This is a genomic window from Lactiplantibacillus garii, assembly GCF_003885105.1.
Lineage (GTDB): Bacteria > Bacillota > Bacilli > Lactobacillales > Lactobacillaceae > Lactiplantibacillus > Lactiplantibacillus garii.
The window spans coordinates 1-16,583 of record NZ_QWZQ01000053.1 but is presented as its reverse complement, the minus strand read 5'-3'; the positions used below and the strand labels follow the sequence as shown (position 1 = coordinate 16,583).

The window sequence follows — 16,583 nt, the reverse complement described above, 5'->3', positions numbered from 1 at the left end:
TAATTACTACACTTCAAATTTTGCTTGTTTAACAAAGCTTAGTGTTTCAAACAACCGTTACTATCTTACCAAAGTTAATATCGTTAATAAAGATTCATTTAAACACCCAAAAGTTTGCTTCCCTAACCGTACTACCAGTAACCCATTATTAAATTAACTTTTATTACAACTGGTTTTTTCAAAGTTGAAAGTACAAGAACAAACCGTACTTGTTGTGATTACTTTTATTTTGTTCATACCAAAAATCGGTCTGGAAAATTTTTCAAACTTTCTAGACCGACTTTATTATAAGATTTATCCTGTTGCCTCATTTTCACACATTTTAGGTATCTCAGATAAAAACGTTCAAATTAAAAAGACTTAAGCATCCATACACAACATAATTGTGCATTGACTTAACTAAATTCCATATCATGGTGGTTCGTCTTAGCCAGCTGGGCCACAATTTGGAGCCAGTCTTTCATGCTGACCATCACGGCCGAATCTTGGGTATTGGGATTTTCCACCTCAATAGTATCGTGACCCTGATTAACGATCGTTAACAACTGGTTAATATTCTTTTTTGCCAATGCAGTGGTAACTTTCTTCATAATACCCATCTCCCAATTCGTTCAACGTTGAAATTATTGTGGACTATGTGCGCCGTCCCGTCAAGCGCTTTCGTCAGTAACGTTAGCTATAAGCTAAAATTAAATTACTGACCCGTATTTTACACTAGCCGCAAGAAGGTTGCACCCATTATGACCGCGTCTTAATCAAAATTAAAGCCGCGGCGTTTTAAACATCGATTTTAAAACGTTTCTAATAATTTTTAGCTGTTCCGGCGTAATTGGCTGACCGTCGTATTCAAACTGGTTCTTCTTATTCTCCACCACTTTTTTGAGGTCCACCGCGGTATCAACGTTAGCTTTCGTTGCTTTGCCCTTATCCTTACCAACCAGCTTAGTGTAACTGGTCCCTAAGACTTGGGCAACCTCCTTCAAAGTTCCCACCGAGGGGGTGTGTTTTTTCCAACTGTAAATGGCACTGGCACTCAGACCGGCCAACGTGGCGACTTCCGCTAACGTCAGCCCATTTTTCTTGGCAAATTGCCGAATGTTTTTTAACAACTCACCGTTATCTAATTTCATAAAAGCCACCAAAATCGCCTCCTAGTTATCGGGTTTAATAATCAATTTAATGCTTAGGTATAACACAAATGACATTTGAAATATCTAATACTTAATCGAACCGCAAAACGTTTGCAACAATTCTGTTACATTACTCGCTTATGATAGTAACATAGCTTGTCAATAAAACGTTTAGGGGTTTCGGGGAGGAACTACACATAATGAAACAACGACTTATCGCACTGATGATTGCAACTTTTGGATTAGTAATCGGCTTCTGGCAGGCACCAACTGCCTACGCCAAGACCACGCACCAAGTAATTAGCACGACCAAGGTCTCTAAGACCGGTTACATGAAGAAAAGTAACAAGGCTGCCATCTATAAGATGAGTGGGGCCGCCAACAATACTAAGATTAAAAAAATCGGTACGCTCGGTACATATGGTAACCCCACTTGGTTCGTTACCAAGAAGCGTCAAGTTAGCACCAATGGTAAAATCAAAAAATACTACTACGTCACTAAATCTGACAAACGCGTTAAGGGTTGGGTCAAAACTAGCAGCGTCAAAAAGAGCAAGAAGTCTTTCACTAACCTTTACAAAGTAGCTAAGTCGAAATTAGGTCACCGTTACGTTTACGGTGCGGTCGGCCCAACTAACTTTGACTGCTCAGGTTACACGAAGTACGTTTTCAACAAGGCGGCTAAAAAGAGCTTACCACGGGTGGCCCAATCACAATACGGTGCCTACAAGAAGGTTTCTTCACGGTCCGCAAAGAAAGGCGATTTAGTCTTCTTCGGCAGCAGTACCGGTAACATTACCCACGTTGGGATTTACATCGGTGGCGGTAAGATGATTGACGCCCAAAACAGCGGTGTCAAGAACGAACGGGTTTACGTTCCGTGGTGGCACGCGGTTGGCTACTCACGTCCCGTTAACTTTAAAGCTTAATTCACATCAACTCCCCAGACGATCCGCTTAATTGCGGGTCGTTTTTTGTTGTCGCTAATTATACCAAACTTTTACAAATAAGCCGTAATAAAAAGGAGCCCCCGTTTGGGAACCCCTTTCTAGACTTAATTACGCTACTGACCAAGCGTTAGCAGTGCTATTGCCGACGTGACAATTCTTGGTAACGACTATACCAAATATCGATGTATTCCTGTGAGAACGGTCCCTTCTTGTGCTTGATCCAGTCAACCAACACTTTGACATTTGCTTTTAAAATGCGATCCGTGTCAGCGGGATACTGCCATAAAGCACCGTGCTCTTCGTATTCGTCCACATCTAACAATCGGCGTTCACCATCCGGAAAGACTTTGACGTCCAAATCATAATCGATATACTTCAGAGCCTCTTTATCTAACACGTACGGTGATGCTAAGTTGCAATAATATGAAACGCCGTTATCGCGAATCATCGCCACGATATTAAACCAATAATGCTTATGAAAATAAACGATAGCCGGTTCCCGCGTCACCCACCGGCGGCCATCATCCTCGGTGACCAGCGTGTGATCGTTACAACCAATTAAAACGTTCTCGCTCGTTTTGAGTACCATTGTATCGCGCCAAGTTCGATGTAAACTTCCGTCGTGCTTATAGCTTTTGATCGTAATGAAGTCGCCTTCCTTAGGTCCTTTAGCCTCGCGCGCCATATTTAACCCAACTTTCTCGAACACAGGGTAAAAATTTCATCGAATTTCATTAAACATTATACCAGATTTTTTTGACGCGCGGGGAGCAAATTCCCTTAAATCAATCTTCCGTGGCCTGTTCGTCAATAAAGCGATTAATATCGTCCATTAGAAAGCCCTTCTGATACAAACTCCGCTTGGTGCGCATGGCCCGTTCCGCAAAGGCATACTTGCGGTTACGTTGCCACAGTTTCTGCCCCTGACTCACTAAACTGGTCCATTGTTCGTCCACGTCGGGTTCCAAGTCTAGCGCGTCCAGGGCGTTCCCAATCGTTTCCGCGTCAAACCCCTTACTCATTAAGCCCTGGCGCACCTTTTGTAACATCGTCTTAAACGCCTGGCGCTGATAACGCCGGGCGAGTTTCTGGGCTAATTGGGTGGCGTTATCCAACCGGTCGTCGGCACTAAATTGACCCGCCAGGGCGTTATCGATCAACTGCTCGCCAACCCCCTTTAACCGCAATTTCTGCCGAATTACCCGCGGTCCCTTATCCGAGGTCCGCTTGGCGGTGCGGACGTAGGCATCGGCGTACTGCTGATCGTTTAGCAGTCGCAGCTCCCGCAATTGCTGCATCGTGGCCGTAATCACGTCTTCGTCTAAGTCCTCATCCCGCAACTTGTCGTGAACCTCCTTTTCGGTCCGTAACTGGTGGGATAAGTAGTCTAGCGCCCGCGTATAGGCCTTCGAAACGTCGTCCGCGGCAATCATCCGTGCTCGCAACGCCTCGTCGACCTCCATTCCCTTAAAGACCCGGAACTGGATCATTACCGACTCACTAATTGGAAAGGCATACTTATCATCTAAATAAACGTTATAGCGTCCGGCCCGCTTTTGGGCCACAATTTTTGTGATTTTTTTGGTCATTATTTGGCTCCCGTTCATAAATTACCTTGCTACTCTAACTTACCAAAATAACGGTCAATGTCCAAATTAATCTCACTCGGAATTACTGGGTAGCCCCGACTTTTTAACATTTTTGCCATGAATTCAAAAATCATTTGGCGTTTAGCCGCCATCAAAACGGGTTGCTGACCAGTTTCAAAGGTTTTGGAAAATAAGTATTGGTACTGGGCTTGCAACTCACTTACCAGTACCTCATGGATTTTATGTGCTTCGTTTACTTGGCGGCTCAACTGATAATAACTTTTATCGACTGACAATTTTAAGCGGTGGCAAAAGGTTAATTCGGTCCCCGTTTGCAACGCACCCATCCCGGTTAATTGCTGTGCCCCGATCCAACTAGTCGAATGGCGACTGACTGCGCCTAACGGAATAAGTTCCGCGTCCCCCTTAATAATGGGTAACCGACTCAACGAAAATTCCAGTTGTTCGGCAATGTTTTTGATGAGTTGCCGACCGCCAAAATCTAACTGGTGAACCACTTTGCGAGTCAGCTCGTTACTAGTTTGCTTGGTTTTAATGACTCCCCGTTGTGTATCAAAAATGATGGTATTTTCGGGACACGTATTTTCCCGTACGTCCAGTTGAAAAAAGTATTCAACGCCTGTAAATTTACGGCGTCACAGCGTTCAGCCCAACGAAGAATTTCATTGGGCTTTTGCGTGTCAAAACGGGCAGGAAGTTGATTCCAAACTAAATCGCTCCAGTTAAAACGATCGGGTTGTCTTTTAATCAAGGTGGCTACCTCCAATATTTTGGCGCGTTTGCGCAGCTTTTAATGTCCAACGGTGTCGCAACGGTACATATCAGTAAATGTTTTACTAGATTAACCATATCATACCAGCCCTGTACCGAATAATAAAGAATTATGATGCAATAACCAGTCATTTACGTCATATTTTTCAGAAAATCATTAAAAACTGCGGTTATCCAGTGTTGATCACCATCGTTATACTGAACCCAACCTTGGCCAAGGTAATCATTTGAGATGAGGTAATTCTGATGCACATTGACCGTTTAGACACCCAGGCCGCCTTTGATCTGCTGGCACGCCCCGAACACCAGCGTTTACTGTACGGTGCCCTCAAAGCCGCTCACGTCACCCGTTACCATCCCCAGTTTGAGGACTGCGTCACGGTTGCTCAACTAACCTGGTTGGCAGCGTACCAAAATTTTGAACCCGCCCTGCCCGCTAATTTACCCGATTTCCGGAGATACGCATTTCGGCGGATCAAATGGCGTACGTTTGACTACTTACGTAAACAAACTTTACGAACCCAGTCACAAACGGACCTCCAGGCGGCCGGTCAAATCACCATCGATCCGATGCAGGCTCAGGAAGCCCACTGGCAGCTCAATGACTTGATTACGGAATTAATGCGGGTGTGTCGTCCCGGTGAACGCATCGTCTTGACCGAGCTGTTTTTAGAAGAACGGTCGGTGACGACCATCATGCAGGCGCACGGCGTCAGTCGGCGCACCGTTTACAACTGGCGGGCAAGTTTATTGGCCAAGGCCCACGCCCTATATCAGCAGGAGCACTAGTTGCACAAACTGATGAGCTGAACCGTTAGTAGAATGTACCCATTATTTTATTGAAAGGAGGGCTTTAACGTGCACGAATTTCTAACCGCCCGCTTAACGGTCGAAACCAGCGCCGCTGATGGCAAACGTCACCGGCAGCACTTGCAGGCCTGTATCGCGCTCACAAACGACCAAATGCTGCAATTTCAGCAAATTATCGCGCCACTGCTAGCCGAGCCAATTGATGCCATTAAGATCAGCGACGTAGACGAATTTACGGTCTAAATAAAATTTCACCGCGACTTGCACAAATCGGCCTCGTCAGCCGTTGGTATTAGTGTAAGCTGGCCAGCCTACCACCACAAACTTAGGAGGAACCACTCATGAATAAAACTTGGTTAAAAGCAACCCTTGCCGTACAAATGACGACCGATGCGGACGAAAACCGGAAACAAACGTTTAACGGCATCGTCAAGGACGTCACTGACGAACAATTGAGCGCCTTTGGTAAAGTTTTGGAAACCTTGACCGGTGACGACCTGGTATCAGCAAACGTCACCAACGCTTACAAGTACACGTTCACCCCAGCCGCTTAATTCAAGGAGGAATTGATTGATGAAAACTTTAGACCTCAGCTTCAAAACTAGTTTAAACAAGGTGCACCACATCAAGTTACACTACGCTAACGACAACTTAACCGAGGACGTGGTTAAAAAGGCCATGGCCGATTTAGCCGCCACCAAGCTCTTCGCCAAGGACGGTGAAAACTTAGTCGCCGAGCCCCTAGCTGCAAAGTACGTTGAAACCGTGGAAACGCCAATCATTGAAGCACCCAAAGCTTAGTTTCACCACGCCTTAATACCAAGGACCCGGCCAACGCTGCAAAGTTGGCCGGGTCCTTGGTTTATGTTTTTAGATATCACAGGCTAAGCGGGTTGCTCGCGTCTCCGCCCGCTCCACGTTATAAATTTCAACGATGATGCTATTTCCCACCGGGTGCCAGTCAATGGCCTTGACCAGGTTGCGCATGAAAGTCCGCGTAATCTGGGTTTTAATGGAAATGCCGCTGCGTTCCACGTCATCAAAAAAGGTGACCCGCTGATCAAGTTTATCAACTTTAAAGTAGTAATACGCGAAGTGGTCGGTCCCCCGCTTTAAGATCAAGTGGTACGAAGAGTTGTAATCCGCTGGAAAAACGGTCATGCCGTCGTTTTGCATGTTCGTGACATCCTTTACCTGTAGTTTACCCACTCGTCTTATTGTAACGTGAATCAGCCTAAATTCAAACCGGCTACGGGCATAAATTGACTAACCCTAACAAATAGGTAATAATATGGATAAAATAGCGTGCTGGATGCTTTGCTAAACTAACCATTCTTCAAACCGAATTATTAGTTTCCAATAACTAAATATTTGCTATAATAGGACTAAATGGAAATGTAGAATGTTATCACTGGGGTGTACATTTACTTAAACGAACTTTTGTAATATAATGCTAAAGTTACGTGTCAGACTAGTTAATTAAAACTAGCATTACCATTCAATTGGTAATATACCCACTCCGGTTCGTGATTCACGGGGGAAATATAAAAAGGAAGTATAGGGTGTTACTTATGGAATACAAGGAACGAGAAATCAGGCCGATCACTATTGATGTAACCCGCCAACACCGGCGTTACGGTTATCGGTTTGTTAAACGTGTTTTTGACTTTGTTGCCAGTTTCTGTGGTCTGGTCATCCTTTCGCCGCTATTCTTAGTAGTCGCGATTGCGATTAAAGTAGAAGACCCCAAGGGGCATGTTTTTTACTCGCAGACCCGGCTCGGTCAGGGTGAAACACCGTTTAAAATGTATAAGTTTCGCTCAATGGTTTCAAACGCCGACGAGCTCCTCGCAAAATTACTTAAAGAAAATGACGTGGACGGTGCCATGTTCAAAATGCACGACGATCCCCGGGTTACCAAGATTGGCCGGTTTATCCGGAAGTACAGTATTGACGAATTACCGCAACTACTGAACGTCCTGCTTGGCCAAATGAGTTTAGTTGGTCCCCGGCCACCGCTGCCGCGGGAAGTCGCCGAATATACGGCTTACGACAAACAACGCTTGACCGTTAAACCCGGTTGTACCGGTTTATGGCAGGCGACCGTTCGTAACAGTGTTGGGTTTGACGAAATGGTTAAACTCGATTTGATTTACATTTCTCGTCGTAGTATTCACTTTGATCTATACGTCTTACTTAAAACCGTCGTGGTGATGTTTCACCCGAACGGTGCTTACTAACGTTCTACCAACGACCAAGTTAACTTGGTCGTTTTTATTTACCATAATTCTAGTATTTTCAGAAAATAACTACTTGATATTTTGACGTTCTTAATAAAAATATACGTTTGTTAATAACCGCTTCAAGCCGATTGAACCTACTACCTCCCCCTAAAAGGCTATGCTACAATGGCTCTATCATGAATATTCGTGATACCTAATCAGCTAACTGAAGCAAGGAGTTCTGTTATGCGCATCGTAAAAAACTATTTCTACACGGCGAGCTATAATATCTTAATATGGTTAACGCCCCTACTAACAGTACCGTATATTTCGCGCGTTTTAGGACCGACCGGGGTCGGTATCAACGCTTCCACCAACTCAGTAATTACTTACTTCTTGCTGTTTGGGACCGTCGGCATCACCATCTATGGTAACCGTGAAATTGCCTTTATTCGGGACAACCGGCAAACCCGGTCACAAACTTTTTGGGAAATTGAAATATTACAAATCTTGACGGTACGGCCTACTTGGTGTTTTTGCTTTTTCTCTTGTTTGAACACCAATTTCGAATTTATTTTTTCTATCAATCCTTTTATATCATCGCCGGGGCCTTCGACATCTCCTGGTACTTCATGGGAATCGAAGACTTCAAAAAGACGGTTTTGCGGAATACTTTAGTGAAGCTCTTTTCGCTTGCACTCATCCTTGTTTTTGTTAAAACCCGCCAAGATACCGGCATTTACATACTTATTTTATCCGGGTCACAACTAGTTGGTAGCTTTAACCCTGTGGCCCTATTTAAAACACGCTGTCGACCGCCCACGCTGGTCACAACTGCGTATTTTCCGCCACTTACGGCCGTCCGTGGCCCTCTTTATTCCCCAAATCGCTACCACCGTCTACTTAGCCCTAAACAAAACGATGCTTTGGCAGTTGGACTCCGTGAAAGCGGCCGGGTTCTACGACTATTCCAATAAATTAATCAAATTAGTTCTGGCCCTCGTGACAGCTACCGGGACGGTCATGTTACCCCACATCGCGAACCTCTACATGAAACACCAACTGGAGAAGGTTAAGGATTACCTATACGTTTCCTTCGACATCGTCCTCTGCATTGCCGTACCGATGGCGTTTGGGATTGCGGGCGTGGCCACCACCCTCGCCACCCTCTTCTTCGGTCGAGCTTTTACCAGCGTGGATATTTTACTCATGATTGAAGCCCCAATCGTGATTCTAATTGGGATGAGTAACGTGTTAGGTCAACAGTACCTGTTACCAACTAAGCAGACGAAGGCCTTCACGATTTCAGTAACGCTGGGGACCATCGTCAACATTCTCTTTAACGTCCCGCTGATCATTCTCCTGGGAGTGCGGGGAGCGATGCTTGCGACCCTGATCTCCGAATGCTTCGTGACCGGTTACCAGTTATTCGTTACTCGTCACCAATTGACCTTTAAGCCCCTGATCTGGGGACTATCTAAGTATTTTTTAGCCGGGGGCAATCATGTTTGGCCTCGTCGTCTACTCCCTCAATACAACGATGCACGCCTCCTTCAAAGCCCTACTGCTTCAAATTGGGATTGGCGTCCTCACCTACCTAGTACTATTAATAGTCTTACGGCCACCAATCTGGCACACCCTAGAACGGATCAAAGCCAGTCCAAAAAATTGATACCAATATAAAAACCACGGTTCTTAATAGGAACCCGTGGTTTTTATATTGGTATCTAGAAATGGGTCCGCTTCGTGGCCTGCGGGAAAAATTTACGTTTTAACAAGTTGTAAGCCTTAGCGGGCAATTGTTGCTTTTCCATGTACATGACGGGTACTTCAGCGAATGATAACTGATTATGCCGTAACCAAACGTCTAATAGCAACTCGGATAAGTAGCCAAATACGCGGGCCTCGCGGGAATCATAGTGTGAGATGTCCACCGCCGCTTCCACCTTAAACAAAATGGAAAACAGCCACTCCGCGTACGCATCGAACTTATCAGCCGGCATGATCATCATGTTAAACATGTGGGCCGACGTCCGGTGCATCACCACATCATAATCACTTAAATAGTCTGGTTGCGTTTTACGCACCACTTTCCGCATCGTATCGAGCGGCTCTTGATGGTGAGCGTGGATGTAATGCGAATAGTTAGTTTCAATGTAATAGTGTCGCTTCCTGGGCACAATAACGTCCCGTTCATTTAATAAACGGTTAATTTCATTTTTATCAAGGATCCCAGCTAAGCGTTGCTTAGGATTATTTGATAAATAACGCCGGTACTGGACAATTCCCTTCACGTCCGCGTGACAATTTTTCCAAATCCAGTAAATAGCGGTCAGTTCGTTATAATTTGGATTTTTCGTCGAAATATTATCACCAGTATTATCCGGTTGATAGTTTAACGGTACGCCCCCATTAACGGCCGCCCCAACAAAAATCGGCTGATACGTTTTGCTTACCGGCATTCGATATGGTTTATGCGCAGCAACATATATTTGAACGTTCATTAGCCAGTCCCCCTCTGGTATCACTTCCGTTTATATATCACTTAATATACTGCATTAATCTTTCAGGTATACATTTCAAACAATTGGATTTATCACCTAACTTACAGTTATTATCTTCTTGCTTTTTCTGGCAATGTACATTCTCCACTACTTTTTCGTTAAATACTTTCTCGGTAAGAATCCCGCTCTTAGCACTGGGACTTTAGGAATCATGACCATCCAAAAGGTGGCAAACCCAATTCGGTACGTTATCCCAATTACCGTGGCCAGCCAATTACCAACCAACGGCACCACTTCATTAAATAGCCATCCCTCGATGCCAACCACGTCTAAATCAATCAAGTGAAAACAAAGAATGATTAGGGACAAGCGACCGTATTTCTCCAATAGATTAACCACCCGCGTTCCCTGAAACTTTGTTAACCACTCACTCAAATGGATGATACATAAACTCGCCGCAACGCCCCCCAAGGTGCTGATGAACAGATTAGGGGACACCGGAACGGTCAACGCAAAATAACCTTGAAACGCGCTCACTAACCACATAAAGCCTAAAAAAACGTACCAAACGCTGCTAAGTTGCTGGATCACGTCGTAACGCCTCAACACATAGCCGGAAAACAGGAAAAATTGTGACAACAACGCCGCGTTAAACGCCCATGGTAGGTAGACGATATTTCCTAAGATTCCACCCATCAAGGCGTATAAAAAGACTAAGCCACCGCGGACGATCATGACGTGCTTAAACCGCTTAGTAAACTGCATCGTAGCGTTAAACAACTGGACCGCTAGAAACATGCTGAGTAAAAACCAGATGGCTCCAATCGGTTGAACTTGCCAGTGCCACGGGCTAAAAACGTCCGAACCAGCACCGTATAGTATTCCAAGTAACGCCTGCTTGGTTGACGTAAAATGCGGCGTGATTAGTCCGTTACGTGGGACGTGTAACGCCCCCCAGTTAACCAGTAAAATAAGCAAACTGGTCACTAAGTATGGTAACAATAAGTTAACGGCACCATTTCTAGCTTCCTGACGAACTGCTCGCGGGTGGTATAAGTACCCACTCAATACGAAAAAAATTGGCATATGAAAGGCAAAGATCAAACTACCCAAGAAGCCACCACTGTACGGGCCTAAGGTATGTCCAACAATCACGGCTAAAATCGCAATTCCCCGGGCAATATCAACCCACTGTATTCGTTTCGTCACCGCGACCCCCCCTATGTCTTAAGCCCGTAAAACAGATCTGGTAACAACCGGTTGACTAGTGGAATTAACCGTAGTCCCCGTACAATCAGGGAACTGATAATTAGGGTAATGGTCACCCAAATTAAGCCGCCCCACCATATGCCCACGAAGGACTTTAACAAGTTAAAAATAAACTGCAACGGCGTTAGTAAAATTCCCGCAATCAGAATAACCGCGTAGCTTCCCTCCAGCAAACTATGAAAGCGTGGCAGCTGTAACTCCTGACGATTTAGTACTTTCGTCGCAATTGTCATCCAAACGGTTAGGCAGGGAATTCCCTGTAAAGTTTGTGAGAAGGACAAGTTACCAATCAAGGCGTAGTTTTGTTGTAAATTGGCCTGGTACATCGTCGTTGAAATCATCACGGCGTAACAGCAAACGGTTAACAACCACCCGACTAACAACTGTTCGTGGGTAATTCGACGTACCCAGTCCTTTTGGGTCAACCAATACCCCATTAACGCAAAGTAACAACCATTAGTAATGGCTAGTGGTGGATTAATTTTAATAGTTGCCAGTCCCGTATAGAACATCAGAATTGGCAGAATTCCCATAAAGATTAGCTGGGTCCAAAAAAGGTAGCGTATCTCCAACTCCTTAGCCGACTTGGCAATCAGCCTAAGCAGGGGTAACGTCACAAAAAAGCCCAATATTTCATACAACACGTCATAAAAACTATCCGGAGCTTGGGCTAACGCTGCAAAGTAGTGGGCTAACGAAAACCGTGGTGAAACCTTAGTAATTACGACCTCTTCCAGATAGAACACAAACGAGAACAGCGCAATTCCAACAATAATTAACCCCCAAAGTCGCGTTAACTGCACCACGGTTCGGGGTTTTTGGCGCAGTTGTTGCGCTCCCAACGCCATCATGAGTAAGTTGGCGCCGGCAGTTGTTACGATGGCAATGATTAACTGTGGATAGAAGAAAACGCCAACCGGTTGATTCAAAAATTCGAATACCCCGTTCGGACCGGTATAACCAAAAACAATCAGGATTACCGCTAAAAACATGACTGAACGTTGAACGTGATAAAATTGTTTTTCATTCACGTTGTCTCCCCCCTTCCGCAAGACGTTCACGCACCACCGGTTGCTTAAAACTTGGGCCAACCTGTGTATGGTACCGTGGTAGGTTAGCAAAACATGCCAGGATAAAGACGTTATAGGTCACTTCTAAAAAGTGTTGGTCAAACGCACTACTAATGGCCACAGCCAGCATGATCACGGGTAATAGGTAGTCATTTTCCACCGTCCGCTTATACAGAAAGCCGCTGATGCCCACAACAATGATGATGGTCAGTAACAAACCGTATGAAATCAACATGTTTAAAAAAGACGAGTCTAAAAAGAAATAGGTTACTTCCCCCATGCCGTTCGTAAACGTCGTGGCGCGGTCGCCTCCCCAACCGTTAACCGGGATCCAAGGTTGACCAAACAACTTAACTCCGTAAGCAAACAGACCATTATGACCTAAAACGAGCCGGTTAGATAAAAAGTCGTTCAACAGACGTAAAATTTTATCATTGTAATCAAAGACCGTCGAAATTCCAATAATCAGCGCACTAACGATGGGTAACGCTAAAAAATTGTAACGCAGCCCCACCCGTATAAATGTTAGATGGACTAGCTGCCGCCGATAGACGTAACATAGAAAACCAATCAACAACACAATCATCGCAATGGTATCCGTCATCGTGCGGGTGTAAAAATAGATGACAAATAGTCCCAGGAGAACTGGAACCAAATCTAATAGCCGGAATTTACGAGCCTTCAGATAAAGGTACGCACACCCCAAATAAAAAATATGGGCTGCAAAGTCCGTGGTATAAACGACGCCGAAAGACCGCCGGATACCGTCCTCTGTATAAAACGTAATGTCCTTAATCCATCCTAATTGTGAAGCAATCAACGCCAACAGTAGGATACTTCCCACCACGATTAAATACGTTTTCACGATCCGTCTAAAAGAAACGTTACGGGCTCCCATCATGAGCAGTACCGTTACTAATAGGTAGTGCGCACTGGAAATTAACGCAACAATGGTTACCAAACTTAATAACCCGACTTCAACGATGGTTTCCTTGGTCGTCAGTTGATCAAATAAGCCAATTTTAGCCAACATCACCGTAACCGTCATCAGTTGAACTAGAACCGCTATCCGGTGGGGATAGTACACGTAAAACGTCGTGGTGTTAACCGTTACTGAAATTAAATATAACGAAAAAAACAGTAAATAAAGTTTTTCGGAGTTAGCGTGAACAAATTCCGACACCCGGTTAAGCATCCCCATCACGCCCCTCTCCGCGCACGTACTTAACAACGTACGGTGATAAAAGCGCCAAACTAACGCCTACGACTCCAAAAAATTTAAGCATTGGCTTAAGCATCACGTTATGATTTAACTTAGTTTTTCCCGGTATCAACGTTACCTGATAACCTGACATGGGTTTAAGGGTGTTACCAATGGCGTCTTGAAACGCCTTGGAATTCTGCTGCGCCACTACCCGGGAACTACTTGTAACGGTTACTCGCAGAATTGGTTGGTTCGTCACCGGAGCGGCCGTCACCGCTTCACCCAAATCCTGAATTTGTTGTGAAATACCGTAATGACTGTAAGCATAATTATTCGCCGCAACCAAGACGTTGCCCTGATGAGGCATTACACTAAATTGCCCCACGTTTTTAACGTCCTTTTTTAACTGTCTTTGACGTTGTTGATCATTTGCCCGCTTGGATAATCGCCGTTCAACCTTAATATCGAAGCGTGCTTGATACACCGTTTTAGACATGAGCCGCGTTAACCCCAAGCCGATAGCACCGCACATAGCTATCACCAGTAATTCAACTGGTAACCACCGCCAAGCCAACCGTAATCGTTCTTTTCCCCCGTATTTCATACCGTAATTCCTCACTCGTTCGGACCTTTAGTTACGTGAAATTCCGTCCACATAAAGTCCGTATTTAACCGTCGTGGCGTTCCCGTTAAGTGCGCTTTTCGCGTTACTGGTTGATAATACGTTCCACTTAAAACGTGATGCTGATCAATTTCATTAAAATACAACCGTAGTTGGTGCTTTGTCGGTGCTACCAAGTTTACTGCGACGTACTGCGTTTTCCTTTTTTTCTTTAGCGTTAACCGTCCCACCTTATCAAAGTGACCCGTTAATTTACTGGCACCGTAGATTTGAACTTGTCGGCCACGCGTCGCGGTTAAATAGACCCCCGCACGACTTTGCGTTAAATTGACGATTCCTCGTAATTGAGTCGGTTTAAAATCAAGTCTTTGCCACTTAACGTTCCGCATCCCGTTATTAGACCAGTTACCATAAAACAACTCTCGGTCGCCAGATAATTGACTGATAGCTTGGATTACTACCGTTTTTTGCCGCTGATCACTACCAACGACACCCACGACCTGGCCATTCCGAAATTGTTGATTGGTTAACTTAAATTGGTACCGATGCCAATCACGAAAATTCATCGTTTGGTAGTAGTAACCCTTATCCAACAAAGTTAATTTCTGATCCTGATACACCATCCACGGGTTCTGCGCGGCCATTTTTGGATAACTGATTGGTAACCGTGTCCACGTGAGTCCATCGTGACTGGTACTAATTCGACTCACTGACTGTGCTCCTTTTTGATACTGAGTCCCGTTCAATACCGGCGTGGTTACGTTTTGGGCACCCACCTGCCAATACCGTGCCGTTTGTAACTGTCGGTGTAATTCCGTTTGGGTGCGTTCTGATTGATAGCCTAGCCGAACCGTCTGATTTTTTCTGGGCAGTAAGGTTTTCAACGGATTTTCGGTCGTTAGCTCGTAACCCGGAATTGCCGACTTAAACGGGTTGCGGTGCCCCGCTTTTCTAACCAGTTTCGTTGGTGCGGTGATTGGCACGTCGTTTTCATCACGCTGTTCTACCCTAATCACCGTATCCTGCCCATACTGGATACTTTGTGAATAGGCCATGTAGCCCACTAAACCAGCGATCGCTACTAACAGCCCCAAGACCATCGTCAATCTTTTTTTCATGTGTTTATCGCCCTGCTTTATCGACTCCTAATTCGGCTTCAACGGTTACCAACGCCGCGTGAATAACTTGGTGCATGTCGTAATAACGGTACTGTCCCAGCCGGCCGCCAAAAATTACGTGGCCCTCTTGAGACGCTAACTTAGCATACTGCTTATATAATGCGTTATTTTCCTGATTATTAACCGGATAATAGGGCTCGTCCCCCCGCTTCCAAGCAGCCGGGTATTCCTTAGTCACCACCGTTTTATCCGGATCGCCCTTACCAAATTCAAAGTGTTTGTGTTCAATAATTCGGGTATACGGTGTTTCGGCGTCCGTATAATTAATCACCGCGTTACCTTGATAATTATCAGTTGCTAACGTTTCCGTCTCAAATCGTAAGGACCGGTATGCTAATTCACCTAGCTGATAATCAAAAAACTGGTCAATCATACCCGTAAAGATGATTTTAGGGTACCCTTTTAAATAATCTTGTTTGTGCGCAAAGAAATCGACATTCGTCTCTACGTCAATTTCCGGATGATCTAACATCTTTTCAACAATTTGAGTATAACCACCAATTGGAATCCCCTGGTAAGTGTCATTAAAGTAATTATTATCATAGGTGAACCGTACCGGTAACCGTCGAATGATAAATGCGGGTAGGTCGGTTGCCCGTTGCCCCCACTGCTTTTCCGTATAACCCTTAATTAATTTTTGATAAATATCCGTTCCAATCAGGGTAATTGCCTGTTCCTCTAAATTTCGTGGTTGTCCCTTTAACTTAGCCGCATCACGCTGTTCCTGAATCTTGGCCGCGGCTTCCTGCGGGGTTCGAACGCCCCAAAGTTTATTAAACGTGTTCATGTTAAACGGTAAGTTATACATCTCCCCGTGATAATTAGCCACCGGGCTGTTCGTATACCGGTTAAACTCCGCAAACTGGTTAACGTAATCCCAAATTTCACGGTCCGAAGTATGGAAAATGTGCGCACCATATTGGTGTACCTGGATACCCGCCATTTCTTTAGTGTAAATATTACCCGCAACGTGACCGCGTTTTTCGATAACCTTGACCCGTTTACCACGTTGGGCCGCTTCATGCGCAAAAACCGCACCAAACAAACCAGCACCAACGACTAAATAATCATATTTTTTCACCATTGTAACTGCCCCCTTAACCTAGCTTTATTGAAAAATTATATCAAACATTAAATTGGTATGGGCCTAGAATAAAAAGTGTACAAGTTAAATAGAGACTCTGATTTAGTATAATTAAGGAAGTAAATTGGAGGATCAAATAATGACGAAGCACAGTTATGA

Annotated in this window: 20 protein-coding genes and 1 pseudogene; 7 read left to right on the top strand and 14 right to left on the bottom strand. The window is 44.8% G+C overall.

The annotated features are described in order from the left end of the window. Positions 1–395: 395 nt before the first annotated feature. Both D1831_RS12450 and D1831_RS12445 read right to left on the bottom strand, forming a co-directional pair. Entirely contained in the window at positions 396–590 is a 195-nt protein-coding gene (locus tag D1831_RS12450; protein WP_057705306.1) for a type II toxin-antitoxin system Phd/YefM family antitoxin, read from the bottom strand. A 171-nt stretch (positions 591–761) separates the two neighbouring features. Continuing rightward, positions 762–1,139, bottom strand: coding sequence for a helix-turn-helix domain-containing protein (locus D1831_RS12445; RefSeq protein ID WP_125073221.1), 378 nt, complete (start codon positions 1,137–1,139; stop codon positions 762–764). A 191-nt stretch (positions 1,140–1,330) separates the two neighbouring features. Here D1831_RS12445 and D1831_RS12440 point away from each other — a divergent pair, with 191 nt between their 5' ends. After that, a complete protein-coding gene (locus D1831_RS12440; RefSeq protein WP_125073220.1) occupies positions 1,331–2,059 on the top strand; it encodes a C40 family peptidase in 729 nt (242 codons plus the stop codon). 157 nt (positions 2,060–2,216) lie between these two features. Here D1831_RS12440 and ntdP read toward each other — a convergent pair whose 3' ends face one another. The 4 genes from ntdP to D1831_RS12420 form a co-directional block, all read right to left on the bottom strand. Further along, positions 2,217–2,765, bottom strand: coding sequence for a nucleoside tri-diphosphate phosphatase (ntdP, locus tag D1831_RS12435; protein ID WP_125073219.1), 549 nt, complete (start codon positions 2,763–2,765; stop codon positions 2,217–2,219). Positions 2,766–2,865: 100 nt separating this feature from the next. After that, positions 2,866–3,669, bottom strand: coding sequence for a recombination regulator RecX (gene recX, locus D1831_RS12430; protein ID WP_125073218.1), 804 nt, complete (start codon positions 3,667–3,669; stop codon positions 2,866–2,868). Positions 3,670–3,698: 29 nt separating this feature from the next. After that, positions 3,699–4,187: a hypothetical protein gene (locus D1831_RS12425; RefSeq protein ID WP_125073217.1), complete on the bottom strand. Its 489-nt coding sequence runs from the start codon at positions 4,185–4,187 to the stop codon at positions 3,699–3,701. An 8-nt stretch (positions 4,188–4,195) separates the two neighbouring features. Then, positions 4,196–4,441 (bottom strand): hypothetical protein, encoded by a 246-nt coding sequence (locus D1831_RS12420; protein ID WP_125073216.1) that lies wholly within the window; start codon positions 4,439–4,441, stop codon positions 4,196–4,198. A gap of 266 nt (positions 4,442–4,707) precedes the next feature. Here D1831_RS12420 and D1831_RS12415 point away from each other — a divergent pair, with 266 nt between their 5' ends. From D1831_RS12415 to D1831_RS12400, 4 genes are all read left to right on the top strand, one after another. Then, positions 4,708–5,250 (top strand): sigma-70 family RNA polymerase sigma factor, encoded by a 543-nt coding sequence (locus D1831_RS12415; protein ID WP_125073215.1) that lies wholly within the window; start codon positions 4,708–4,710, stop codon positions 5,248–5,250. Between the two features lie 69 nt (positions 5,251–5,319). Continuing rightward, positions 5,320–5,514 carry a hypothetical protein gene (locus D1831_RS12410; RefSeq protein WP_125073214.1) on the top strand — a complete coding sequence of 65 codons (195 nt, stop codon included), beginning with the start codon at positions 5,320–5,322 and terminating at the stop codon, positions 5,512–5,514. Between the two features lie 98 nt (positions 5,515–5,612). Further along, positions 5,613–5,825: a DUF1659 domain-containing protein gene (locus D1831_RS12405; protein ID WP_125073213.1), complete on the top strand. Its 213-nt coding sequence runs from the start codon at positions 5,613–5,615 to the stop codon at positions 5,823–5,825. Between the two features lie 19 nt (positions 5,826–5,844). Then, positions 5,845–6,072, top strand: coding sequence for a DUF2922 domain-containing protein (locus D1831_RS12400; RefSeq protein ID WP_125073212.1), 228 nt, complete (start codon positions 5,845–5,847; stop codon positions 6,070–6,072). Between the two features lie 69 nt (positions 6,073–6,141). Here the strand turns inward: D1831_RS12400 and D1831_RS12395 are convergent, their stop codons facing one another. Beyond that, complete coding sequence (locus D1831_RS12395) at positions 6,142–6,447, bottom strand: hypothetical protein (protein ID WP_125073211.1); 306 nt, start codon at positions 6,445–6,447, stop codon at positions 6,142–6,144. A 395-nt stretch (positions 6,448–6,842) separates the two neighbouring features. Here D1831_RS12395 and D1831_RS12390 point away from each other — a divergent pair, with 395 nt between their 5' ends. After that, positions 6,843–7,511: a sugar transferase gene (locus D1831_RS12390; RefSeq protein ID WP_179950331.1), complete on the top strand. Its 669-nt coding sequence runs from the start codon at positions 6,843–6,845 to the stop codon at positions 7,509–7,511. A gap of 228 nt (positions 7,512–7,739) precedes the next feature. After that, positions 7,740–9,165, top strand: a pseudogene (locus tag D1831_RS12385) (oligosaccharide flippase family protein). Between the two features lie 55 nt (positions 9,166–9,220). On the opposite strand, the gene D1831_RS12380 reads toward D1831_RS12385, so the two are convergent. The 7 genes from D1831_RS12380 to glf all read right to left on the bottom strand — a co-directional run bounded on the left by D1831_RS12380 (position 9,221) and on the right by glf (position 16,424). Next, the gene (locus D1831_RS12380; RefSeq protein ID WP_125073209.1) at positions 9,221–9,997 is read right to left on the bottom strand and encodes a DUF4422 domain-containing protein; all 777 of its coding nucleotides are present in this window, start codon (positions 9,995–9,997) and stop codon (positions 9,221–9,223) included. Positions 9,998–10,144: 147 nt separating this feature from the next. Continuing rightward, on the bottom strand, positions 10,145–11,206 hold the full coding sequence (locus tag D1831_RS12375; protein WP_125073208.1) for an acyltransferase family protein: 1,062 nt from the start codon (positions 11,204–11,206) through the stop codon (positions 10,145–10,147). Between the two features lie 11 nt (positions 11,207–11,217). Beyond that, positions 11,218–12,297 carry a polysaccharide biosynthesis protein gene (locus D1831_RS12370; protein ID WP_125073207.1) on the bottom strand — a complete coding sequence of 360 codons (1,080 nt, stop codon included), beginning with the start codon at positions 12,295–12,297 and terminating at the stop codon, positions 11,218–11,220. Continuing rightward, entirely contained in the window at positions 12,290–13,519 is a 1,230-nt protein-coding gene (locus D1831_RS12365) for a polysaccharide biosynthesis protein (RefSeq protein ID WP_225422884.1), read from the bottom strand. Before D1831_RS12365 ends, D1831_RS12370 begins: the two co-directional genes overlap by 8 nt. A gap of 4 nt (positions 13,520–13,523) precedes the next feature. Next, on the bottom strand, positions 13,524–14,144 hold the full coding sequence (locus D1831_RS12360; RefSeq protein WP_125073205.1) for a polysaccharide biosynthesis protein: 621 nt from the start codon (positions 14,142–14,144) through the stop codon (positions 13,524–13,526). Between the two features lie 11 nt (positions 14,145–14,155). Continuing rightward, positions 14,156–15,280 (bottom strand): hypothetical protein, encoded by a 1,125-nt coding sequence (locus tag D1831_RS12355; RefSeq protein ID WP_125073204.1) that lies wholly within the window; start codon positions 15,278–15,280, stop codon positions 14,156–14,158. Between the two features lie 4 nt (positions 15,281–15,284). Continuing rightward, the gene (gene glf, locus D1831_RS12350; protein ID WP_125073203.1) at positions 15,285–16,424 is read right to left on the bottom strand and encodes a UDP-galactopyranose mutase; all 1,140 of its coding nucleotides are present in this window, start codon (positions 16,422–16,424) and stop codon (positions 15,285–15,287) included. Positions 16,425–16,583: the final 159 nt, after the last annotated feature.